Source organism: Streptomyces chiangmaiensis, from assembly GCF_036281785.1.
Classification (GTDB): Bacteria; Actinomycetota; Actinomycetes; order Streptomycetales; family Streptomycetaceae; genus Streptomyces; species Streptomyces chiangmaiensis.
Genome location: NZ_JAYWVC010000136.1, coordinates 1 through 22,359 on the forward strand (window position 1 = coordinate 1; position 22,359 = coordinate 22,359).

A 22,359-nucleotide genomic window follows, 5' to 3' on the forward strand; every position below is an offset into this window, starting at 1 on the left:
CGGTCGCGACAGGACCGGGAGGAGAGCCGTGTGCCGGGAGGACGAGCAGGCGCGGCCCCGGCATGTCGGCCTCGGCGCCCTCTCCGGACGAACGGCCGGGACCCTTGTGGTCAGACGAAGTTGACCAGTGTCGTCAGGCGAAGTTGACGAGTCTCATGTAGCGCGTCCAGTCCCAGTCCGGTCCCGGATCGGTGTGGTCCGTGCCGGGGACCTCGTAGTGCCCGATGATGTGCGCCCGGTCCGTCGGGATGGCGTATCTCCTGCAGATCTCCGCCGTGAGCCTGGCGGACTCCTCGTACAGGGCGTCGGTGAAGTATCCGGGCCGGTCCACCCACCCTTCGTGCTCGATGCCGATGCTGCGTGTGTTGTAGTCCCAGTTGCCCGCGTGCCAGGCGATGTCGTGTTCGCGGACGCACTGCGCGATGTGCCCGTCCACCGACCGGACCACGTAGTGGGCGGACACCTTCTTGCGCGGGTTCATGAAGATGGCCAGCGCGTTCGTGTAGTTCGCTTGTGTCACGTGGATGATGACGCGGTCGAGCGGGTAGCTCAGCGGCCGGGCGGAGGCCGTGTAGTTGGCCGGGTCGGCAGCCATCCAGACGGCGGAGGAATGGTCGACGGTCCGGGGGCGGGCGCCGGCCGGTGCCGAGGGAAGCAGCGCATAGGGCACCGCCGCGAGGGCCGCGCCCTTCAGTAACCGCCGCCTGCTCATGTGGCGTCCCGCTCGTTTTGAAGCGTCTCGATCCATGGACAAGTGCCTTCCGCGCCTGAGGTTCGCAGCTGTGCCGGTCGTGCTCTTGGAGTACTCAACGCAAGAGCGCTGCGGCCGTTTCGCGCAGGCAGGCGTGGATTCCGCGATGCGTCTCGCCTGCGGGCAGCCATTCCTTGCGGATTTTGGCCACGCACGTGTAGTTGGTGTCGCAGACGTTCGCGAGCGGCGACTCGACCGTCTGGGTGGCGAATTGATAGGCGTCCAACTCGCTGAACCCGTAGTCGCGCACCAGCCACTGCACCAGATCGAGCTGGGATATCCGGAAGGCGTCCTCCAACGGGCGGGCCGAACCCGTCGAGATGATGTGGGTGTCGGACTCGATGCGGGGCCAGGGCGTGGCGATCCCCTTGAGCAACTCGACGATCACCACGGTGTCCATCGCACATTCCACGGCCACACCGCATGTCTCACCCTCGCCCTGCCTGGCGTGGCCGTCACCCAGGCTGAGCAGCCCGCCCTCGACGTTCACCCCCAGGTAGCACGTGACGCCCGCCCGCATCTCCGGGGTGTCCATGTTCCCGCCGTGCGCGTCCGGCACGAGGGCGGAGCGCACCTCCAGATTGGCCGGGGCCACACCCACGGTGCCGTGCATGGGATCCATGGGCAGCTCGACGCTGATGTCGCCGTCGCGCGCGGTGAACAGGGCGGTGTGCCGCTCCCGGTCGAGCTGCCAGATCCACACGGCCTCCGGCAACGGCGGCTGCAGCGTCGCCGTGGTGTGCGTGGAGGTCAGTGCCCCGAACAGAGGGACCGTGGTCGAGGCAGCCCAGTCTCGGGCCGGCTCGATCGACACGAAGTGGATCGCGAGCGTGTCGCCCGGCTCGGCGCCTTCCACATGGAACGGACCGGTCTGCGGGTTCAGGAAGGGGAACTCGCATACCTCGGACACGAGATCCTTCTCGGACCGCACCCGTCCGGCGAAGCAGTCCTCGGTGTACAGCTCGAGGACGGTGCCCGGAGCGATCCGCGCGACGGGCGGAGCGCCGCCGAACGTCCACGCGTACTCACCCGGCGTGGGGCGCACGGTCAGGGTTCGGGGATCACTCATTGCTGCACGGCTCCGTTCGGACGGAGGTCGGGTGCGGGCGAGTCGTCGAGATGGACCCGGGCGGTCTCGGCTATGCGACCGGGACGGCGCCGCAGCAGGACGAGCAGCACCACGACCCCGGCAGCCATCCAGACACCGACGACCGGCCCCGCGTACGACACCGGCGCGGACAGCGTGGACACGAAGTCGAAGACGGGCAGGCCGGCCGCGGTCAGCAGGGCGGGCACGAAGGCGGCGATACCCAGCAGCGGGAACAGCAGATGCTTCACGGGACTGAACGCCTCGCGCCTACGGCGCAGGAAGTAGCCCGTGCATGCCGCGTTCACGACGATGTACACACCGATCACGACAGTGACGATCACTGTGGCCAACAGCAGGAACGCTGTGACGGGGTCGTAGTAAAGGCCGAGCCCCAGCATCACGGCGACGGCCACCGCCCCCTGCACGAGGACCCCGGCCACAGGGGAGCGGTAGCGGGGGTGGATGCGCGCGAAGAGGGACGGGAAGACCTTGATCCGTGCGAGCGCGAAGGCCGTGCGGGTCGACACGTTGGCGCAGGCGTTGGCGTTGGCGACGGTGGAGTTGACGACGGCCAGGAACACCAGGACCCAGAAGAGTCCGAAGGACCCACGCGCCACGCCCTCCCAGGACGCCGCTCCCGAGGCGCCGAAGCCGGAGAAGCGGTCCGGCCCGAAGAACACGGTCATGGCGTACGTCGTGACCACGTAGAACAGACCGATCGCCAACGCGGCCCCCAGGACCGCCCGGTGCATCGTGCGCCGCGGGTCCTTCGTCTCCTCCGCGAGCGGCGCCGCGGCCTCGAATCCGGCGAACGCGAGCACCGTGTACACCGATCCGGCGAACACGCCGCTGATGCCTTCGTATCCCTCGGCCGTGTGGGAGGTGCCGAACACCGACAGTGTGTTGTCCCCGCCCGCCCTGACAATGAGCCAGATGGCGAAGACCAGAAGGACCAGCACCTCGAACACGCCGAGGACCGTGCCGAAACGGGCCGAGGCCCGCACGCCGAAGTAGCCCGCCGTCGCGATGACCACCGCGCCGGCGACGGCCCACGGCCACCACAGGTCCTCGGGGTACGAGGGCCACTCCTGGTGCAGCGTGCCCGCCGTGGTGAAACCCAGCTGCAGGAGCAGCAGAGGCGGCACCAGAGCCTCGACGAACACATAGCCCCAGCCGACCAGGAAGCCGACCGCCGGGTGCAGCCCCTGCGCGGCATAGGTCGCCACCGAGCCTGCGGCGGGCAATCGGCGCGCCAGCTCGGCCACGCACGACGCGGTGAACAGGCAGGCCACCAGGGCGACGAGGACGGCCAGCGGCAGGCTGCCGCCGGCGAAGGCCGCGCCCGAGGGAATGGACGCTGCGACCGCTGCCGCCGGCGCCATCGCCGTGATGCTCTGGAACAGGACCTCGCGCAAACCGATCGCCTCGGGCCGCAGGCCCAAGGGTGCTTCCCCCGCCATCTGAATCCCCCGATCCGACTCGTGTGCGGTCGCCGCCCGATAGCTGCGCCTCGCGTGAACAACCGTAGGGCGCTGGGTGGTTGGGCAGGAAGAGGGCGGTGTCATCCGTGGATGAGCACAGGACTGTGGACAACTTCCTCACCCCTTCGAGGGAAGCGAACCCGTCCGGGGCTCGCCGGCCGCTCGACAGCGGCACCCCCGTGCCACTGCCGCCGCAGGCGGCCTGCTACACCCGTTCCGCGGCAGCCGCCGGATCGTCGAGCACCGCCCGCACGACCGAGTGCGCGGCGCCGAGCAACGGCCCTTCGGGCCCCAGTCGCGAAACGGTCACGACGCAGCCCGGACCTGCCGTCCGCCGCGCCAGCTCTCGCTCCAGGGACGGCAGCAGCCAGGGCGCGAGGGCGGCCAGCGCCCCACCGAGCACGATCGCCTGGGGATCCAGCAGATTGACGGCTCCGGTCAGCGCGATTCCGAGTGCGGTCCCTGCCTCGCGCAGCGCACGGCGCACGTCCGTGTCACCCTGCGCGGCCCGTTCGGCCAGCAGCTCGACGCGGTCCTGCCCCGGTGTCAGCCCGGCCGCCCGCAGCACCGCCTCCTCGCCGGCGTACTGTTCCAGGCAGCCACGTCCGCCGCACGCGCACTCCGGCCCCTCCGGGTGCACGGGCACATGACCCAGCTCGCCCGCGAAACCATGCGTGCCGCGCAGCAGCCTCCCGTCCACGACCACCGCGCCGCCGATGCCGATCTCCGCCGAGACGTGCAGGAAGTCGCGAGGGGTGGCTTCGCCGAGCCAGAGTTCCGCGAGCGAGCCGAAGTTGGCCTCGTTGTCCACGGTCAGCGGCAGTCCGGCGGGCAGCAGGGGTCCCAGGTCGAGGTCGTGCCAGTCGAGGTTGGGGGCGCGGACCACGGTCCGGGCATCGCGCGCGACCAGACCGGGCACGGCGACGGCGAGCCCGGCGGGCCACAGTCCTTCCCGCTCCGCCTCCGCCACGACCTGACCCACGAGAGCGGCCAGTTCGCCCAGGACCGGCTGCGGTGGGCGGCCGCGGTTCGTGCCGTGCCGCACCGCCCGGGCCCGCACGGCACCGCGCAGATCGACCGCGCACACCGCGAGGTGATCGACCCCTATCTCGGCACCTATCCCCGCAGGACCGCGACCGCTGACGGTCAGGGCGGAACCGGGACGCCCGACCCGGCCGGGGCGCTCCGGCCCCAGTTCCTCCAGCAGGCCCGAACGGATCAGCTCGTCGACCAGTGTCGAGACCGTCGCCCGCGTCAGCCCGATGCGTGAGGCGACCGTGGCACGCGACAGCGGCCCCTCGGCGCTCACGGTGTGCATGACCCGCGCAAGATTGCGGCGGCGCATGCCCTGCTGGGTGTCCGGCAGCCGGCGGCCGGGGCTGGACGGATGGGCTTCTTGCAGTGGTGCGGTCATGCCTCCCTCGGATCTCGTCAGCGCCGGTCCGGCTCGCGCTCCAGCAGCGGTGCCGCCTCGGAGAGTACCCCGGCGATCCTGGCCAGGGCCGCCTCGTCCCGCTCCACGGCTTCCAGAACCGGCCCGCGGGCGGTGTCCCAGCGCCGGGCGACGGAGGCCGGGTCCTCGCCCGTCAGCAGTCCGGCGGCCTGCGCGGCGGCCCCCAGCGCGACGAGCTCCTTCGCCTCCGGCACCTGGACGGGGCGCCCCGAGAGCCGCCGTACGGTCTCCTGCCACGCCCGCCCCCGGGCACCACCACCGATGAGCAGCAACGGAACCGTGCGGTCGGCGTCCGCGTCGAGCACGAGGTCGAGGGCCCCCAACAGCGAGTGCACCGCCCCGTCGTAGGCCGCCTGCAGCAGCTGGCCCGGCGTCGTGTCGTGCCGCAGGCCGTGCAGCAGTCCCGTGGCGTGCGGGAGATCCGGTGTGCGCTCGCCGTCGAGGTAGGGGAGCAGCGTCACGCCGGTGCCGGGTTCCACGGCCTCGCGGTCCCGACCCAGCAGTTCCGCGATCCGGTCGACCGCGAGCGTGCAGTTCAGGGTGCAGGCCAGCGGCAGCCAGTCGCCGTGCGCGTCCGCGAAGCCCGCCACGGTGCCGGTCGGGTCGGCGGGGAATCGCTTCGAGACCGCGTACACCGTGCCGGAGGTCCCCAGGCTCAGCACCGGAGCTCCGGGGCGCAGGCCGAGGCCCAGCGCGGCGGCCGCGTTGTCCCCGGTGCCCGGCGCGACCAGGGTGCCTTTGGAGAAGGGCAGGTCATGGGCGTCCCGCACCGTGCCGGCGACCTCGCCGGGGCGCACCACCCGTGGCAGCAGTGCGGGGGCGAGTCCCACGTGCGCGAGGATCTCCTCGGCGTACGACTCCGTCGCGGACGCCCACCAGCCGGTGCCGGAGGCGTCGCCGCGGTCGGTCGTGCCCTGCCCCGTGAGGCGTTCGGTCAGATAGTCGTGGGGCAGTCGCACGGCCGTGGTCGCTCGGACGGCCTCAGGCTCGTTCTCCGCCAGCCACGCCCACTTGGTGACCGTGAACGACGCGCCGGGAACGCTGCCCGTGCGGTCCGCCCAGGCCTTGGGTCCGCCCAGTTCCTCCACGAGACGACGGGCCTGAGGCGCCGACCGCACATCGTTCCACAGCATGGCCGGGCGTACCGGGTCGCCGTGCGCGTCCAGGGTCACCAGTCCGTGCTGCTGGCCGCCGATGGACACCGCGGCGGCCTCGCGGGCCGCCTCGCCGCACTGGAGCAGGGCCTCGCACAGGGCGTCCCACCACTGGCGCGGATCGCTCTCTCGGCCCGCGCCCGTCGAGACGGTGTGCGCCGCCTGACCGCTCGCCACCACCTGTCCGGTCGATACGTCGACGACCAGGGCCTTGGTGGACTGGGTGGACGAGTCCACCCCGACGACGAGTGGACCCTCGGCTGCTGACATCGGGCTCTCCCTCTTCCGCGGCTCGCGGGATCTGGCCTGTGGGGGCGTGTCGCGGACCCGTGCGGCCCCGCGTGCACACATCGTCACCGTACGAAGTCCTCGCACGGGGACACATGGTCTCTTCCCAGAGACGCCTTCGCATACTAATTTGTTAAGCGCCATGACGAAATAGTCTTCAGCGAGCAAGGAGCCGTGGCATGAGCTACCAGCCCACCCCCGAGGACAGGTTCACCTTCGGCCTGTGGACCGTCGGCTGGCAGGGAAGGGACCCCTTCGGCGACGCCACCCGGCGTGCCCTGGATCCGGTGGAGACGGTCCAGCGCCTTGCCGAGCTCGGGGCCTGCGGAGTGACCTTCCATGACGACGACCTGATCCCCTTCGGGTCCTCGGACAGCGAGCGCGAGGCGCACATCAAGCGGTTCCGGCAGGCCCTCGACGCCGCCGGGATGACCGTGCCGATGGCCACCACCAACCTGTTCACACACCCCGTGTTCAAGGACGGCGCCTTCACCGCCAACGACCGGGACGTCCGTCGCTACGCCCTGCGCAAGACCATCCGCAACATCGACCTGGCGGCGGAGCTGGGCGCGAAGACCTATGTCGCCTGGGGCGGCCGGGAGGGCGCCGAGTCCGGCGCGGCCAAGGACGTGCGCGCCGCGCTCGACCGCATGAAGGAGGCCTTCGACCTCCTCGGTGAGTACGTCACCTCCCAGGGCTACGACCTGCGTTTCGCCATCGAACCCAAGCCCAACGAGCCGCGCGGCGACATCCTGCTGCCCACGGTCGGCCACGCTCTCGCCTTCATCGAGCGCCTGGAGCGCCCGGAGCTCTACGGCGTCAACCCCGAGGTGGGCCACGAGCAGATGGCCGGCCTCAACTTCCCGCACGGCATCGCCCAGGCACTGTGGGCGGGCAAGCTCTTCCACATCGACCTCAACGGCCAGTCCGGCATCAAGTACGACCAGGACCTGCGTTTCGGCGCGGGCGACCTGCGAGCCGCCTTCTGGCTTGTCGACCTCCTGGAGAGTGCCGGTTACAGCGGGCCGCGCCACTTCGACTTCAAGCCGCCGCGGACCGAGGACCTCGACGGCGTCTGGGCCTCGGCCGCGGGGTGCATGCGCAACTACCTCATCCTGAAGGAGCGTTCCACGGCCTTCCGCGCGGACCCGGAGGTTCAGGAGGCCCTGCGTGCCTCACGTCTGGACCAGCTGGCGCAGCCGACCGCCGCAGACGGCCTCGAGGCCCTGCTCGCGGACCGCGGTGCCTTCGAGGAGTTCGACGTGGAGGCGGCCGCCGCGCGCGGCATGGCCTTCGAGCGTCTCGACCAGCTGGCCATGGACCATCTGCTGGGTGCACGCGGCTGATCGCTGCCGGACCTCGCCAAGTGGGCGGCCTTCGCGCGCATTGCTCCGGAATCATGCGATCCAGAACATGACTCCGTATCAACTGCCGTACGGAGGTCGCGCCATGACGGGTCGGAGGCGACAGTGGCGGTATGGCCATGCCACCCCAGCCACCGGGAGACACGCCGCCCGCGGACCACGGCGCGTTCGGCCCGCCGTCCGGAGGAGACCACGGCCCGCTGTCCGGTGGTTATGGTGCGCCTCCCCAAGACCACGGCGCGCCCTCCGGCAGCCATGCACCCGGCCGCTACGGCCCGCCCCCGGGCAGTGGCCACTGGTCGTCGGGCGGCGGTGACGGCCCGCCCCCGGAGCCGCCGCACGGCCCACCCGGCGCGCCCGGCCCGCGCCGCGACATCCTGCTCCTCGTGGTCGCCGTGATCGTGGCGCTGGGGATCATCGCCGTGGTCCTGGTGATGAACCGCGGGGGCGGATCTCCGGAGCGGCAACCACCCGCCGGGAGCAGCGCGAGCCGCTCGTCCGCCCCCTCCCTCGGCATCCCGTCCGGGCTGCCCACCGGGCTACCCACCGAACTGCCCTCAAAGCTCCCTTCGGGTCTGCCGACGAAGCTGCCGTCCTGGCTCCCCAGCGAGCTGCCGAGCGGCCTTCCCAACGACCTCGCGTCGTTCTTCGCCACACCCGCCTCCTGACCCTCAGGAGGACCGGCCGGCCGTCCTGCGGCAGCGTGCGCCACGCGCGCGCAGTCAGGGGGCGCGGCTCAGGGTTCTCTCAGGGTCGTGGCCTGGAACCGTCCGAAGCACGCACCCGTTCTCAGAACAGAGAGCGGTGCCGCCGAGGCCCGCGAGCGGCAGTGGCCGCGAAGGAGGCGACACATGTCGAGGAACACGAAGATCGCCACGGGGGCGGTGCTGGTCGGGCTCGTCCTGTGGATCTGGCTGCCCTGGTGGGCGGTCCTGCTGATCGTGCTGGGGGTCCCGGCGGCGGCGTACCTCACCCTGGACCCCGCCCAGCGGCGCAGGCTGCGCCGCGTCGCACGCAAGGAGCTCGGCCGCTGAGGGTTCAGCGGCCGGCCGCGGCGTCCGTCAGGGCGCACGAGCCGACCACGTCGCCGTCCGCGGGCCTGCCGACAGTACGGTCCGCGGGCGGCCGTACGCCCCGCTCCACCCACGCGGTGAGCGCGTCGAAGGCGGCCCGGTAGCAGGGCAGGATGGGTCGCAGCCGGTCGGGATAGGTGTCGTACAGGCCGTCGACATGGGTGCCGCCCTCGACGGTGTAGTAGCGGTGCAGTGCGCCGCGGGCGTTGCGGACCACCATGCGGGCGTAGACGTCCGAGTCCGTGGCCTTGGGCAGCAGGGCGTCCAGGTCGCCGTGCAGTGTGATCAGCGGTTTCCCGATCCGTCCCGTGAGGGCGACCCTGGCCACCGCCCGGTGCACGGACGCCGGCCGCGCCACATAGTCGTACGTCGCGTCCGAGCGGCAGGGCGCCAGTATCTGCTCCACCGTCGACCCCGCGGACGCGCCGGGGCAGACGGCGTCGTACGAAGGGTCGAACTCGGCGCGATAGATCTTCTGGGTCAGACCCCAATAGGCCTTCTCGTGGTAGGGCCACAAGAACTCCGACCCGCGAGCGAACCCGGCCGCGTAGAGGTCCTCGTCCCGGGCCGAGCCGAGTGTCCTCGCCACGGTCGCCGGCAGCGACGTCAGCAGGTTCGGGCCCTCGGCCGTCCACAGGGCGCCTTCCCAGTCCACACCGCCGTCGTACAGCTCGGGGTGGTGTTCGAGCTGCCAGCGCGTGAGGTAGCCACCGTTGGAGATCCCGGTCATGTACGTACGCCGCGGCGCACGTCCGTAGCGTTGGGCCACCACCCGCTTGGCGGCGAGCGTGAGCTGGGTCGTACGCCAATTCCACTCGCTGACCGCGTCACCGGGGCGGGTTCCGTCCCGGTAGAAGTCCGCCCCGCTGTTGCCCTTGTCCGTGGCCGCGTAGGCATACCCCTGGGCGAGCACCCGGTCGGAGATCGCCGTGTCGGTTGCGTACTGCCGGCGCGTGCCGGGCGCTCCCGTGACGACGAGGCCGCCGTTCCAGTGGTCGGGCAGCCGGATCACGAACTGGGCGTCGTGCGCCCAGCGGTGTGTCGTGTTGGTGTGTGAGTCGTCGGGGAAGTACCCGTCGATCTGCAGTCCCGGCACCCCTGACGGATTGCGTGTGCCCTTGGCGGTCAGTCCTGCCTGATCAGCCATGTCCGTGTACGGGGTCCCCGCGAGCCCGGACGTCGTCAGATCCCCGAGGCAGGCCTTCTGCTGGAGTTCCGCGCCCGGTACCCGCACCCGCTCCTGCCGTCCGCACGGGTCACCGCCGACCGCCGCAGCGGGTCCGGTGAGGGTCGAGGCCAGCAGGGCGGCGGCGCACAGCACAACACTTCGGGACAGGCGCATGACAGGCCTCCGGGACGCGAGGGGAGCACGGGCTGCCCATGCTGCGACCGCGAAAGCCCGGCGACCATGGGTGCGGACCACAGGGACATCGATGACGCCATGGGGGTTCGCAACGTGCCCCTGTTCGTCCCGCGCGCCGGGCCTGTCAGAGCGGGCGTACCGCCAGCTTCTCGAGCGCCTCCAGCAGGCCCGGCAGCTCCGCACCCCGGCCCACCGGGACGACCTCGCCGGGCTCCTCGTCGAGGAGGACGAACGCGATGTCGTCGGTCCGGGCGATCATCGACCAGCCGGGTCCGTCGGCACGCAGAATGCGCGCGTCACCCGACGCGAACGAGGAACGGACACGTCCGAGCGGCGGGGGAGCGTCCACATACGCGCGTGCCTCGGCGAGGACGCGACGGACGCCGCTGCTGAGCCTGTTCACCCCCGGGCCGTCGGCCGGCTCGGCCTTCTTCTCGGCCTTCGCTCCGTTGTCTGCGGGTGCGAAGGCTGCGTCGTCGATCTGCTCGCGCCAGACGGCCCATCGCAGGGCGATGTCGTCCGCGCCCAGGCGCCGTTGTGCAGGACCCCAGGTGTCGGTGTCCGGCGGGGAGAGCGGCTTGCGGTCGACGAGTTCGGCCGCGGGGTCGTGGGGGGCGGCCACGTTGGGTGCGGCGACGGCCACGGCCAGCGGCCAGCCCGGCAGCGCGGTCACTACCGACCGCTCGTCGGGCGACAGGTCGTACTCCATGCCGCAGTCCCAGGATGCGATCGCCACAGCCACGAGCGACACGTCGTCGACGACCACCGTCCAGCGCGCACCGTCGCCGTCCTGGCCGAGCACGAGGCCGTATCCGTCGGCTACCGGCGGCAGGTCGAGAGCCGCGCAGGCCTCCGGGTAGTCGTCGCCCAGCACGCTCGGGAACTGTGCGGGCGTCAAGAGAATCGCCGTCAGCACATACAGCGCGTCGTCCTCGGCAGCGACGGCGTCCTCGTCCGTCCCGGCCATGCCATCCTCCCCAAGCTTTCGTCCGTCGGCGCACCTTAATGCGCGCGCGAGCCACTTGTCACGAGTGCGAATTCGATGAAGAGCCGCACGTGTCAGCCCGGACCGGGCGAAACGACCGGAGGAAACCCCGCACTAGGCGGCGGGCAGACCGAGAAGCGTGCGCGCGACGACCCGCGGCGACTCGTCGCGCTCCCGCGCGAGGGTGATGACGGCGCGGCAGGCGAGCTCGCTCACGCCGAACGACAGGGCCTCCGGAGAGACCCATGTCGAGGCCTCGTCCATCCGGTCCTGGTCGTCCTCGGCGCATGCCGACACATAGGCGGCGGCCGCCTCGAACAAGTTGTGCGTGCGCTTGTCTCCGCCTGCGGTCGCCTCCACGCGCAGGGACTTGACGAATCTGCCGACCGATGTGCGGATCCTGTCGAACATGCCGGGCCACCTTCCCCCTCACGGTTGCCTTCTTCGACGTGCATCTGCTGCTCTTCAACCTAGGGTTGAAGCTTCGACGGCAGAAGGGGCACGGGACGGTGAAGCGATTCGATCGGCTCGGACGGATCAGGCGCCTGGACGCCGAGAAGGACGCCCTGGAGATCTACCGGCTCAGCACGGCCTACGAGTTCCCCTGGGACTACACCCGTGCCCTGGAATTGGCCCTCTATCGCACCTACGCCGTCCCGAGCATCGGCCGTCTGCTCGCCGAGACCGGCGAGCTCACGGACCGGACCCAGAAGCGTTACGACGACACCGCGCTGCTGCTCGACACCGTCGTGGAACACGGCTTCGACAGCGCCGAGGGCCGCACCGCGATCCATCGCATCAACCAGATGCATCACAGCTACGACATCGGCAACGACGACATGCGCTACGTGCTGTGCACCTTTGTGGTGATGCCCAAGCGATGGATCGACGCCTACGGATGGCGCCGGTTGTCCCGGCACGAGACGGTCGCGTCCGTCGTGCACTATCGCACCCTCGGGCGGCACATGGGCATCAAGGACATCCCGGAGACCTACGAGGAGTTCGAGGCCCTTCTCGACGCCTATGAGGAGGCCCACTTCGCGGTGGATCCAGGGGCCCGGCGGGTCTCAGACGCGACCTTGGACCTGATGACCTCCTGGTACCCGCGCCCCCTGGCTCCCCTCGTCCGCCTGGCGACGCTCGCCCTGCTCGACGACTCGCTCCTCAAGGCCTTCCGGTACGAGCCGCCGAGGGCCGCCACACGCGCGTGGGTGCGCCGCGCGATCCGTGCCCGCGGTCGTCTGGTGCGCCTCATGCCCCCGCGGCGCACCCCGCACTTCGCACGGCAGAATCGGGAGATCAAGGGCTATCCGAACGGCTATCGCGTCGCCGACCTGGGTACCTGTCCCGTCCCCGGCGTGAAGGGGTGTCCGGTCCGGCCGGCGAGCGGTTCAGCCGGCACCCTGGGCGAGTGAGTCCAGCGTCGTCCGCAGCCAGGCCGGCTCGGCCCGGCTGGTGGCGCGCGCGATGGTGAGGACGCCGCGCCGGAAGAGGTCGTCCACCTCCTCCGCGCGGCGGGCGGTCGCCCTCGCAGAAGAACCTCGCCGGTTCCGCGAGCCTGCGGCGCAGTTCCCGCCTGCCGTCGTCCGTGAGGGGCAGCACGTGGCGCGGAGCGGCCACCGAGCCCGGCTGTGGCGCGCCCGCCACCGGTCCGGACTGCTCCAGCGGTTTGATCGCGGGATGCAGCGTGCCCTCCGCCACAGGTCGCACGTGACCCGTCAGCGCGGCGACCTCCAGGGCGAGCTGAGCGGCGAACTGGACTCCAGGCAGGGCCTGGAGGCCGCGGGCGTGCGCGTGGTGATCGTGCCGGCGCGGGCCACAACGTCATGTTCGACAATCCGGACGTGCTCGTGGCCGAGTTGGACGGACGCTGCTGAGGCTCAGCGCTCGCGGACGGCCACGGCGAGGAATCTGGAGTCCTCGTCGACGTAGGACGTCATCCGCCAGCCGGAACCCGCCAGCAGAGGGCCGAGGTTGGCTTCGGCACGCAGGTCGTCGGGGGTGATCTGCCGGCCTTGTCGCGCCGCGAGCGCCGCCCGGCCGATCGGATGGAACAGCGCGAGCAGACCCCCGGGCCGCACCACGCGTGCCAACTCCCGGAGGTTCTCGACGGGACGGGGGAGGTGGGCGATCAGACCTGCCGCGAACACCGCGTCCAGGGACTCCGTGCGCAGTGGTAGCGCGGCCACGTCGGCGAGCAGCAGCAGGCCGTCACGGTCCCGTCCGGCCCGAACGGCGGCCTCCAGCATCGCCGGGGTCAGATCGGCTCCGAGGACCACCCCGGAGGGACCCACGGCGGCACGCAGCGGCGTGAGGGCCCGGCCCGTGCCGCAGCCCGCGTCGAGCACGCGGTCCCCCTCACGCAGCCCGAGATCGTCGACCGCCGCGGCATAAGCCGGGCCGTCGTCGGGGAATCGTGCGTCCCAATCGGCTGCGCGTGCGCCGAAGAACTCCTGGACGTGTGTGTGGTCGTCGCTCATGTTCCGCATGATTCCTCACCTCCACGAACGATGCTGTAGCGCACACGTTCGAGCGTGACTCGATCGTTCCAGGATCCGACTCGGTCAGATTGCAACAGCTTTCGAAATGCGCCCCCTGCGTGCGCCCCCGCTCCGACTAGCGTCCCGTGGCCATGGGACACCTGGACCACGCCGCATTCGGCTGGCTGACACCGTTGCTGTCGTACGTGATGGCCTGCATAGGCGCGGCCCTGGGGCTGCGCTGCACGGTCCGCGCGCTGGGCACCACCGGCAGGTCGCGTCGCAACTGGCTCCTCACCGCGGCCTCGGCGATCGGCACCGGCATCTGGACCATGCACTTCGTGGCCATGCTCGGTTTCGCCGTCACCGGTACCGAGATTCGCTACGACGTGCCGCTGACCATCCTCAGCCTGCTCGTGGCCATGATCGTCGTCGGTGTCGGCGTCTTCGCCGTCGGACACAGCCGGGATCGGGCCCGGGCCCTCTTCCTGGGCGGGCTCACCACCGGCCTCGGCGTCGCGAGCATGCACTACCTCGGCATGGCGGCGCTGCGGCTGCACGGGACGGTGCACTACGACCCCCTGATGGTCGGAGTTTCCGTCCTGATCGCCGTGGTCGCGGCGACGGCGGCCCTGTGGGCGGGCCTCAACATCAAGTCGCCCATCGCGGTCACCGTCGCCTCGCTCGTGATGGGCGTGGCGGTCAGCAGCATGCACTACACCGGAATGTTCGCAGTGAGTGTTCATGTCACGCCGTCCGGCGTGTCCCTTCCCGGGGCCACGGCGATGCAGTTCATCTTCCCCCTCGCCGTCGGCCTCGGGTCCTATCTCTTCCTCACCTCGGCGTTCGTCGCACTGTCGCCGACAGCCGGGGAGCGCGAGGCTTCCGCGTCGGCCCAGCGACCGGTCGAGAGCGCGGCCCGCTGACCGCGGGCCCGGACGACACGTCCCGACACACTCCGAGCGAGGAGTCCATGCGAACATCCCGTAGGGCCCGCACGGCCGGCGCCGAACCGTCCCGCACGCCTCCGGTGCGCGGCCGCCGGGCGCACGCCGGGCCGCCGGCCGACGAGCGCCTCGAGACGGACGAGCCGAGTGGCACGGAGCCCGATACTCCCGTGCGGGCGGTACGCCGGCACATACGCCCGCGTACCGTCCGGGCGAAGATCGTCTGCCTGCTGATGGTGCCCGTGATCTCCCTGCTCGCCCTGTGGGCGTACGCCACGGTCACCACCGCCCAGGACATCGCCGGGCTGCGCCAGTTGCAGCGTGTGGACTCCATGGTCCGCGCCCCGGTCGCCGACGCCGTGGCCGCGCTCCAGGCCGAGCGGGTGGCCGCCGTGCGCTACGCCACCGACCCCGCCGCCGGGCGGCCGGACGACCTCAAGACCCTCGCGGGCCGCACCGATCGTGCGGTGGCCAAGTTGCGGCTGGGCGGCGACAACACCGTCGCCGACGGCACCGACCTGCCCTCCGGTCTCCCCGGCCGGCTGGAGAAGTTCGTCGCCGGCGCCGAAGCACTGCGCTCGCTGCGGGACGACGTTCTCGCCCGTCGGGTCGGCTGGGACGAGACGTACGGGCGGTACACCAGGACCATCGCCGAGGCTTTCGCAGTGGGCGGTGCGCTCACCGGCGTTCAGGACGCGGACCTCGGCTCCGACGCGCGTGTACTGCTGGAGTTCTCCCGCGCGGGGGAGGCGCTCGCCCAGGAGGACGCCGTCCTCACCAGCGCCCGCCTCGCGGGCACCCTCGACGGCGAACGTCTGAGGCTGTTCACCGGCGCGGTCGACATCCGGCGGACTCTGACCGAGTCCGCCGTGGGCGACCTGCGCGGTTCGGAACGGGCCGCCTGGCAACGGATCGCCAAGGGGAGCGCCTACGCCGGCCTCGGCGCCGTCGAGGACAAGGTGCTGGCCGGCCGGCCCGGTGCCCAGGCCGTCGACGCGGCGCCCGCGGGCACCTGGACCCCGGCACACGCGCGCGTGCAGGGCGCCATGCGGACCATCGAGGCGGACGCAGGCCGGGGCGTGGCGGAGCGGGCGGACCCGTTCACCCGCGGTGTGCTCACCCCCGCCGGTGCCGCCGTTCTCCTGGGCCTCGTCGCCGTTGCCGCCTCGCTCGTCATCTCCGTGCGGATCGGACGTGGACTCGTCGTCGAACTGGTCAGCCTGCGCAACAGCGCCCTGGAGATCGCGCGCCACAAACTGCCGCAGGCCATGCGGAAGCTGCGGGCCGGGGAAGAGATCGACGTCGACGCGGAGGCGCCGTCGGGACCGCCCGCCGAGGACGAGACCGGGCAGGTCGCCGAGGCCCTGGGCACCGTGCACCGTGCGGCCCTGCGCGCCGCGGCCGAGCGCGCGGAGCTCGCCAGCGGAATCTCCGGCGTGTTCGTCAATCTGGCCCGGCGCAGCCAGGTCCTGGTGCACCGCCAGCTCAGCCTGCTCGACAGCATGGAGCGCCGTTCCGAGGACCCGAGCGAGCTGAGCGACCTCTTCCGGCTCGACCACCTCACCACGCGCATGCGGCGCCATGCCGAGAGCCTGATCATCCTCTCGGGAGCCGCACCCGGACGTGCCTGGCGCATGCCCGTCTCACTGACCAACGTCGTACGGGCCGCCGTCTCCGAAGTCGAGGACTACGCGCGCGTGGAGGTACGACGGCTCCCCGAGGCGTCGGTGATCGGCGCCGCGGTGGCGGACGTCACGCATCTCCTCGCCGAGATCCTCGAGAACGCCGCCCAGTTCTCGCCGCCCCACACGCGCGTGCGCGTCAGTGGTGAACCCGTCGGCAACGGCTATGCCATCGAGGTCGAGGACCGGGGCCTCGGCATGGGCAAGGAGACCCTGACAGAGGCCAACCGGCGCATCGAGCAGTCCGAGGCGCTCGACCTGTTCGACAGCGACCGGCTCGGCCTCTTCGTGGTCAGCAGGCTCGCCGCCAGGCACGGGATCAAGGTGCATCTGCAGACCTCCCCCTACGGCGGCACGACGGCCGTCGTCCTTCTGCCGAACGCTCTGTTGCACAACGGTGCCGACGAGCATCCCGCCCGCCCGGCGGATGCCGTACGGCACGAGCACGCTCCCGTGGCCGCCGCGGTGCGCACGGAACCGGTGGAACAGGCCGTGGAGCGGCCCGCGCTCGCGGGCTCGGCCCGAGCGGGGGTACGGGCCTCCGCCGAAGCCTTGTCCGAGCAGGCGCAGCCCGGCGTCACCGCGCTGAGGCTGCACCGCCGGGGGGACGACTCGGAGGGCTCCGAGGACCTGCCGCGACGTGTACGGCAGGCGAGCCTCGCCCCCCAACTGCGTGGGCAGCGCCAGCAGGAACCTGCGACGGGCCCCCAGAACCCGGTGCATGACGAAGAGCGCACACCCGAACTGGTACGGGACCGCATGGCGGCCTACCGCGAAGGCTGGGTACGTGGCGGCGGTCGCGTACCCGGGCATGCGGCAGGACCCGTCGGCGACAGCAGCGAAGGAGACCCTGCATGATCCAGGACCCCGGTATGAGGACCACCCAGCGGTCGGGCGAACTCGACTGGCTGCTGGACGACATGGTGCTGCGCGTGAGCGAAGTGCGGCACGTCGTGGTGCTCTCGAACGACGGACTGGCGGTGGGCGCCTCCTCCGATCTCAGCCGTGAGGACGCCGAACACCTCGCGGCCGTCGCCTCCGGGTTCCACAGCCTCGCCAAGGGCGCGGGCCGCCACTTCGGCGTCGGCGGAGTGCGCCAGACGATGGTCGAGATGGACGACGGCTTCCTCTTCGTGGCGGCCGCGGGCGACGGATCCTGTCTCGCCGTGCTCACCGCGGTCACGGTGGACATCGGCATGGTGGCATACGAGATGGCGCGGTTGGTGAAACGTGTCGGCGAGCACCTGTACACCCCGCCCAGGGCGGCCGCCGGGCCGCCCGCCGCCGGATGAGGGCCGAAGGCGGTCACAGATGACCGAGGACCGGACAGGCGCTGTGCACCGGCCAGGCAGCCGGTGGTACGACAACGAGGCGGGACCGCTCGTCCGTCCCTATGCGATGACGGGCGGGCGCACCAAACCGGGACCCAGCGGGGTGCGCTTCGACCTCATCGCCCTCGTCTCCCTCGACGCCGGAGCGCTGAGCGTCGTCGACGACGCCTCGCTGGGTCCGGAACACCGTTCCCTCATCGATCTGTGCCGCATCGAGACTCAGTCCGTCGCCGAGCTGGCCGCGGACGCCGACCTGCCTGTGGGCGTCGTCCGGGTGCTTCTCGGGGATCTGCTGGAGCTGGGCTGTGTCACGGTCTCCCGGCCCGTTCCGCCGGCTCAACTGCCCGACGAACGGATTCTGCGTGAGGTCATCGAGGGACTGAGGGCGCTGTAGGTGATGCACCGGAACCGCCCCGCGCCGAGATGTGCGCCCATTCGGGAACCGAATGGGCGACAGATGGTCACATCGGTCAAATACCGGTCCAAGCCTTCGAAGGCGGGCCGCAGTTGTCATGATGCTGACTCCGCACGGATGTACTGCCTCGACCGTTGCCGGCCCTCCCGAGAGAAGTGATCGATGGCCTCCGAGCACTCCGACGCCCCCGAGGACGAGATGACCGCCCTGGCGCTGAAGATACTGGTCGCCGGCGGATTCGGCGTGGGCAAGACGACCCTGGTGGGCGCCGTCAGTGAGATCAGGCCCCTGCGCACGGAGGAACTGCTGAGCGAAGTCGGCCAGTTGGTGGACGACACCGACGGCGTGGACCAGAAGGTCACGACGACCGTCGCCATGGACTTCGGGCGGATCACCATCCGGTCCGGGCTCTCGCTGTACCTCTTCGGCACGCCGGGCCAGGACCGCTTCTGGTTCCTGTGGGACGAACTGTCCCAGGGCGCTCTCGGCGCCGTCGTCCTCGCGGACACCCGGAGACTCGAGGACTGTTTCCCCGCGGTGGACTACTTCGAGCACCGGCACATCCCGTTCGTGGTGGCGGTCAACTGCTTCGCGGGTGCCCGCAGGTACGGCGCCCACGACGTGTCACGTGCCCTCGACCTCGACGGGGGCACTCCGGTGGTGCTCTGCGACGCCCGGGACCGAGACTCCGGCAAGGAGGTGCTGATCCGGCTCGTCGAGTACGCCGGGCGGATGCACACCGCCCGGCTGCTGGACTCCGTCGGCTGACGCGCTACTCGGAGACGGCGGAGTAGGCCAGCACCTTCTCGACCCGTACCCGGACGAGGAGTTCCCCCGGTACCCCGTTGCGGGCGCCGAACTCCTCGGCCCGCTCCTCGCCCATGTACCGGGCGCCGATCCGTGCTGCCCAGTGCCGCACCTCACCGAGGTCCTCCGAAAGCAGCGCGCGTCCCTGCAGCACGACGAAGGCGTACGGCGGCTGGTCGTCGTCCACACACAGGGCGACTCGGACGTCCCTGGCCAGATTGCGTCCCTTCACCGTCTCCTTCCCGGTGTTGAAGACCAGGTCGTCTCCGTCGAGCAGAAACCAGATCGGTGCCACGTGCGGACTTCCGTCGGCGCGGACCGTGGAGAGTTTCCCGGTGCGAGTGCCGTGCGAGACGAAGGCCTGCCATTCCTCGTCGGTCATCTTCTGTGCCATGCCTCCATCCTGCTTGCAGGGAAGGCGGCTGTGGGGAAGGCTGGCTGATCGGATCCTCCGGCCAGGGGGAGCGACCTCACGGGGAGAGGGGACAATGGGGCAGAACACGGAGCTCGGCTGGCTCCTGGACGATCTGACCGAGCGTATGGAGCACATACGGCACGCGCTGGTGTTGTCCAACGACGGACTGGTGACCGGCACGAGCACAGGGTTGCGGCGTGAGGACGCCGAGCATCTCGCTGCGGTCTCGTCCGGGCTGCACAGTCTGGCCAAGGGCTCCGGCCGCCACTTCGGCGCGGGTCAGGTACGCCAGACCATGATCGAGTTCGATGACGCGATCCTGTTCGTCACCGCTGCCGGTCCGGGCAGCTGCCTGTGCGTGCTCAGTGCCGCCGAGGCCGACATCGGACAGATCGCCTATGAGATGACGCTGCTCGTGAACCGGGTCGGGGACCACCTCGCCGTGGAATCGCGGGAACGGGATCACACGCCTCCAGTGGATCTGTGAGCCGCCGGCGCATCTGTGTGCCGTTCGTGGATCTGCCAGAGGGCCAGCGGCCCGCCCGGTCGAGGACCTCCTGCGGGCCACGCGCCCTCGACGGACCTCTGACGCGCGCCGCGGACGCAGCGCAGAGCGCTTGACGCGGGAGCAGACGGCCGTCGAGGACGAGCCCTTTGACCTGCGGACGGACAGCGGGGAACGGCGGCGCGCGAGTTATCCACAGGAAGAAACCGGAGTCCGGTGATCCGGCTACGGTTTTTCCCAGGCGGACGCACACGGCGCTCGTCACGGACTCCACGGGGGAGAGCCGCCATGTCCGCAAACACGATCATGTCCACCGCCGCCGAGTTCACCCGCAGCGCTCCAGGATCTCGATCCCGGTGGACGTCGCTGGCCCTGAGCCACGCCGCGCGCGAACTGGACCTCAGGCGGGGCGAGTTCGACCTCGCAGTACAGCTCGGATACGTACGGACCGTTCCCGGCGAAGGCGGAGGCCGCCGTGTCACGCGAGCGGAGCTCGACCGTGTGCGCTGCGAGGACGATTTCCCTGACGCCCTGCGGAAGAGGGTCCAGGTGATGGGCACGCAGGACGGAGCCGCCCTGATGGGTGTGACTCCCGCGAGGTTCACACGTTTCGCGCGCCTGGGCCTGGTCGTGCCGGTGAACTGGTACGTGAACCGCTACCGGGCCGTGGTCTGGCTGTATCTGGCCGAGGAGCTCCGGCAGTTCGCCACCGGGGAGACGAACGCGCCGTTGCTCAGCGGCCGCACACCTCAAGGATTGCGCGACCAACTGGACGAGGACCTGGACCTGCGGCCCCGCAACTGGCGAGGCCGCCACCTCGGATTCCGGTTGCGCCAGACGGAGGACCGTTTCTAAAGACTGAGCATGAGTTGCACGTGCTCAGTCGCGTGCCCCGAACGGTGTTGGGCACACTGGTCCCCCGCTTTCGCTCCGCATCCGGCGCAGTCGGATCGTGTCCGTTGTCCGGGAATGCAGGGGCGGGTTCCCTCACGCCCGCGGGCATCGTGTCCGGCCTGGGTGGTCCGATGCCGCTGTCCATCGCTCTGGTGGGCAGGGGGCGGTGCCGTCCGTCGCCGGATACGGTGCCCGAGGGCGCGTCGCCCGATCGCGATGCTCGCGGCATCGTGACGGGTGGTCTTACGTGTCGTGCTGGTGAGCGGTTTCTGCCAGTGCTGGGCCCCCCACATGCTGGTGTAGGCGGGGTCGACCGCGATTATGGAGATGCCCAACTCGGCCGCCATCGACACGAGCCGTGCCCGCAGCTTGGCCACAGGCATGCCGGAGATCAGCTTGCGGAACCGCTTGCGCCGTCCGTGCTTCTCGCGAGTCTTCTCCGCACTGAAGTCGAGGTCTTCGATCGCGATCGTCAGGTTGTGCTGCTGGGCCCAGTGCAGGAGTTGGGTGAGGGCATGCCGTACCTGGGCGTCACGGTGGCTGGCGGTGCCGGACAGGTCATAGGCGAATCGGCGGGGTTCGCCGACCGGGTTGCCGTGCCCATCCAGCCGCCAGGCGGCGAGGTGGTCGGCGTTGGTGTCCACCCCGACCAAGCCACCTCGCCTGGCTTGGGCCAGGGGCACGGTTGGGACCGGCGGTATGGTCCAGGACGCGGTGAGATACCAGCGCCCGCGCGTGACGTCGAGGTTGATGCGATACGCCACGGCCCGATTCAAGACCGCGCGGTCGGCCCACTCGGCACCTCGGTGGTGGAACTGCACGCTGCCGGCGAGGACATACCGGCCATGGTTGCTGTTGGCCAGGTGAGCCAGCGGGGCCGGGAGCTTGATCGAGACCTGGCCATCCGGGGTGACGCGGACCGTCTCGTTCCCGAACCGCTTCCCGCTCTCGCCGTCCGCCTGCAAAAACCAGCGCGACGCTTCCCACCGTTGCCGCCACTCGGCTTCGGTGAGCTGGACAGCCTTGAGGTTGTGACGGTTGCGGGCCGGCTTCTTGCCGCCCCGTACGACGTGGACGCGGCCTGCTTCGCGATCGGCCCGCTCAGCGGCCAGGCGGTCACCCAGCAGATGCAGCCGCCGGGTCTTTTGGAACCACTCCTGCCGTGTGCGGTATCCGCCGGGCGCTCGCTTCGAGCCCTTCTCACCCGCCGGCAGCGACAACCGGTGCGCGATCGTCCTGATGCCGGCTTCAAGGCTGTGGATGTGCGCCAACTGGGCGCGCCGCGCCAGCGCCCACTGATCGTGGGTGGCCTTCGTGATCGAACCGGCCCACCGCGAGGACGACTCCCCGGTCAGTGCCCGCTTCCGCTCTGCCCACGTGCTGGTGGAGTGCTCCAGGCCGTCCATGCAGCGGCGCCTGAGATCTTTCGAGGCCAGCGAGCCCATATGCGCGCCGACCCGACGTAACACCTCGTCGTCTTCCGGTGTGAGGCCCTTGATACGGGTACGGATCGCCACTCCGGACGGCCCCAGAACGGCGAACGGCGCCTCGATCGCCCGCAGCGGCTTCCTCCGCTCAGCCATGCCCGGCCGCCTCCAAAGCCTTCCGAGCCCGATTTTGCGCCGAACGGCGGCCGTACAGACGGGCACAGAACGAGGTCAGCACCTCCACCATGTCCCGCACGAGATCGTCTTCCATCTCGCCGTCATCGAGGACGACAAGGCGGCGGCCGTGCGCGGACAGGGCGGCTTCGACCAACTCGGCATTCATCCGCCCGAGCCGGTCCTTGTGCTCGACCACCACGGTGGCCACATCCGGATCGGCGAGGAGGCGACGGGCTTTGCTGCGACTGCCGTTCATCCCCGAGCCAATCTCCGCCTC

22 protein-coding genes and 2 pseudogenes are annotated in these 22,359 nt (G+C 70.7%); 11 read left to right on the forward strand and 13 right to left on the reverse strand.

The window, feature by feature from the left end:
• Positions 1-133: 133 nt before the first annotated feature.
• The 5 genes from VXC91_RS29805 to xylB all read right to left on the reverse strand — a co-directional run bounded on the left by VXC91_RS29805 (position 134) and on the right by xylB (position 6,199).
• Positions 134-712: an N-acetylmuramoyl-L-alanine amidase gene (locus VXC91_RS29805; RefSeq protein ID WP_329510454.1), complete on the reverse strand. Its 579-nt coding sequence runs from the start codon at positions 710-712 to the stop codon at positions 134-136.
• Between the two features lie 94 nt (positions 713-806).
• Complete coding sequence (locus VXC91_RS29810) at positions 807-1,820, reverse strand: acetamidase/formamidase family protein (RefSeq protein WP_329510455.1); 1,014 nt, start codon at positions 1,818-1,820, stop codon at positions 807-809.
• On the reverse strand, positions 1,817-3,301 hold the full coding sequence (locus VXC91_RS29815; RefSeq protein ID WP_329510456.1) for an APC family permease: 1,485 nt from the start codon (positions 3,299-3,301) through the stop codon (positions 1,817-1,819). The genes VXC91_RS29810 and VXC91_RS29815 overlap by 4 nt, the downstream gene beginning before the upstream one ends.
• 226 nt (positions 3,302-3,527) lie before the next feature.
• The gene (locus tag VXC91_RS29820; RefSeq protein WP_329510457.1) at positions 3,528-4,736 is read right to left on the reverse strand and encodes an ROK family transcriptional regulator; all 1,209 of its coding nucleotides are present in this window, start codon (positions 4,734-4,736) and stop codon (positions 3,528-3,530) included.
• 17 nt (positions 4,737-4,753) lie between these two features.
• Positions 4,754-6,199 (reverse strand): xylulokinase, encoded by a 1,446-nt coding sequence (gene xylB / locus VXC91_RS29825; RefSeq protein WP_329510458.1) that lies wholly within the window; start codon positions 6,197-6,199, stop codon positions 4,754-4,756.
• A gap of 197 nt (positions 6,200-6,396) precedes the next feature.
• Here xylB and xylA point away from each other — a divergent pair, with 197 nt between their 5' ends.
• The 3 genes from xylA to VXC91_RS29840 all read left to right on the forward strand — a co-directional run bounded on the left by xylA (position 6,397) and on the right by VXC91_RS29840 (position 8,615).
• The gene (gene xylA / locus VXC91_RS29830; protein ID WP_329510459.1) at positions 6,397-7,563 is read left to right on the forward strand and encodes a xylose isomerase; all 1,167 of its coding nucleotides are present in this window, start codon (positions 6,397-6,399) and stop codon (positions 7,561-7,563) included.
• 131 nt (positions 7,564-7,694) lie between these two features.
• On the forward strand, positions 7,695-8,249 hold the full coding sequence (locus VXC91_RS29835) for a hypothetical protein (protein ID WP_329510460.1): 555 nt from the start codon (positions 7,695-7,697) through the stop codon (positions 8,247-8,249).
• Positions 8,250-8,432: 183 nt separating this feature from the next.
• Positions 8,433-8,615, forward strand: coding sequence for a hypothetical protein (locus VXC91_RS29840; RefSeq protein WP_329510461.1), 183 nt, complete (start codon positions 8,433-8,435; stop codon positions 8,613-8,615).
• Between the two features lie 4 nt (positions 8,616-8,619).
• On the opposite strand, the gene VXC91_RS29845 is transcribed toward VXC91_RS29840, so the two are convergent.
• The 3 genes from VXC91_RS29845 to VXC91_RS29855 all read right to left on the reverse strand — a co-directional run bounded on the left by VXC91_RS29845 (position 8,620) and on the right by VXC91_RS29855 (position 11,413).
• A complete protein-coding gene (locus tag VXC91_RS29845; protein WP_329510462.1) occupies positions 8,620-9,996 on the reverse strand; it encodes a tannase/feruloyl esterase family alpha/beta hydrolase in 1,377 nt (458 codons plus the stop codon).
• A gap of 145 nt (positions 9,997-10,141) precedes the next feature.
• Positions 10,142-10,984, reverse strand: coding sequence for a hypothetical protein (locus tag VXC91_RS29850; protein ID WP_329510463.1), 843 nt, complete (start codon positions 10,982-10,984; stop codon positions 10,142-10,144).
• Between the two features lie 132 nt (positions 10,985-11,116).
• Entirely contained in the window at positions 11,117-11,413 is a 297-nt protein-coding gene (locus tag VXC91_RS29855) for a hypothetical protein (RefSeq protein WP_329510464.1), read from the reverse strand.
• 98 nt (positions 11,414-11,511) lie between these two features.
• On the opposite strand from VXC91_RS29855, the gene VXC91_RS29860 reads away from it, so the two are divergent.
• Positions 11,512-12,417 (forward strand): oxygenase MpaB family protein, encoded by a 906-nt coding sequence (locus VXC91_RS29860; RefSeq protein WP_329510465.1) that lies wholly within the window; start codon positions 11,512-11,514, stop codon positions 12,415-12,417.
• On the opposite strand, the pseudogene VXC91_RS29865 reads toward VXC91_RS29860, so the two are convergent.
• Both VXC91_RS29865 and VXC91_RS29875 read right to left on the reverse strand, forming a co-directional pair.
• Positions 12,394-12,772 (reverse strand): annotated as a pseudogene (locus VXC91_RS29865) (helix-turn-helix transcriptional regulator). The gene VXC91_RS29860 and the pseudogene VXC91_RS29865 sit on opposite strands and share 24 nt — an antisense overlap.
• 110 nt (positions 12,773-12,882) lie before the next feature.
• Complete coding sequence (locus VXC91_RS29875; protein WP_329510466.1) at positions 12,883-13,482, reverse strand: class I SAM-dependent methyltransferase; 600 nt, start codon at positions 13,480-13,482, stop codon at positions 12,883-12,885.
• Between the two features lie 152 nt (positions 13,483-13,634).
• On the opposite strand from VXC91_RS29875, the gene VXC91_RS29880 reads away from it, so the two are divergent.
• From VXC91_RS29880 to VXC91_RS29900, 5 genes are all read left to right on the forward strand, one after another.
• Positions 13,635-14,408, forward strand: coding sequence for an MHYT domain-containing protein (locus tag VXC91_RS29880; RefSeq protein ID WP_329510467.1), 774 nt, complete (start codon positions 13,635-13,637; stop codon positions 14,406-14,408).
• A gap of 47 nt (positions 14,409-14,455) precedes the next feature.
• Entirely contained in the window at positions 14,456-16,969 is a 2,514-nt protein-coding gene (locus tag VXC91_RS29885) for a sensor histidine kinase (RefSeq protein WP_329510468.1), read from the forward strand.
• Complete coding sequence (locus tag VXC91_RS29890) at positions 16,966-17,403, forward strand: roadblock/LC7 domain-containing protein (RefSeq protein WP_329510469.1); 438 nt, start codon at positions 16,966-16,968, stop codon at positions 17,401-17,403. Before VXC91_RS29885 ends, VXC91_RS29890 begins: the two co-directional genes overlap by 4 nt.
• Positions 17,404-17,422: 19 nt before the next feature.
• Positions 17,423-17,836, forward strand: a complete 414-nt coding sequence (locus tag VXC91_RS29895; protein ID WP_329510470.1) for a DUF742 domain-containing protein — start codon at positions 17,423-17,425, stop codon at positions 17,834-17,836.
• A gap of 183 nt (positions 17,837-18,019) precedes the next feature.
• On the forward strand, positions 18,020-18,625 hold the full coding sequence (locus tag VXC91_RS29900; protein ID WP_329510471.1) for a GTP-binding protein: 606 nt from the start codon (positions 18,020-18,022) through the stop codon (positions 18,623-18,625).
• Positions 18,626-18,629: 4 nt separating this feature from the next.
• Here the strand turns inward: VXC91_RS29900 and VXC91_RS29905 are convergent, their stop codons facing one another.
• Positions 18,630-19,058: a PPOX class F420-dependent oxidoreductase gene (locus tag VXC91_RS29905; RefSeq protein WP_329510472.1), complete on the reverse strand. Its 429-nt coding sequence runs from the start codon at positions 19,056-19,058 to the stop codon at positions 18,630-18,632.
• A gap of 94 nt (positions 19,059-19,152) precedes the next feature.
• Here VXC91_RS29905 and VXC91_RS29910 point away from each other — a divergent pair, with 94 nt between their 5' ends.
• Positions 19,153-19,566 (forward strand): roadblock/LC7 domain-containing protein, encoded by a 414-nt coding sequence (locus VXC91_RS29910; RefSeq protein ID WP_329510473.1) that lies wholly within the window; start codon positions 19,153-19,155, stop codon positions 19,564-19,566.
• A gap of 306 nt (positions 19,567-19,872) precedes the next feature.
• Positions 19,873-20,430 (forward strand): annotated as a pseudogene (locus VXC91_RS29915) (DUF6397 family protein); the annotation flags it as partial.
• A 5-nt stretch (positions 20,431-20,435) separates the two neighbouring features.
• On the opposite strand, the gene VXC91_RS29920 reads toward VXC91_RS29915, so the two are convergent.
• Entirely contained in the window at positions 20,436-22,061 is a 1,626-nt protein-coding gene (locus tag VXC91_RS29920) for an IS200/IS605 family accessory protein TnpB-related protein (protein ID WP_329510474.1), read from the reverse strand.
• On the reverse strand, positions 22,054-22,359 hold a 306-nt coding region (locus VXC91_RS29925), incomplete at its 5' end, for an IS607 family transposase (protein WP_329510475.1). The genes VXC91_RS29925 and VXC91_RS29920, both read right to left, overlap by 8 nt.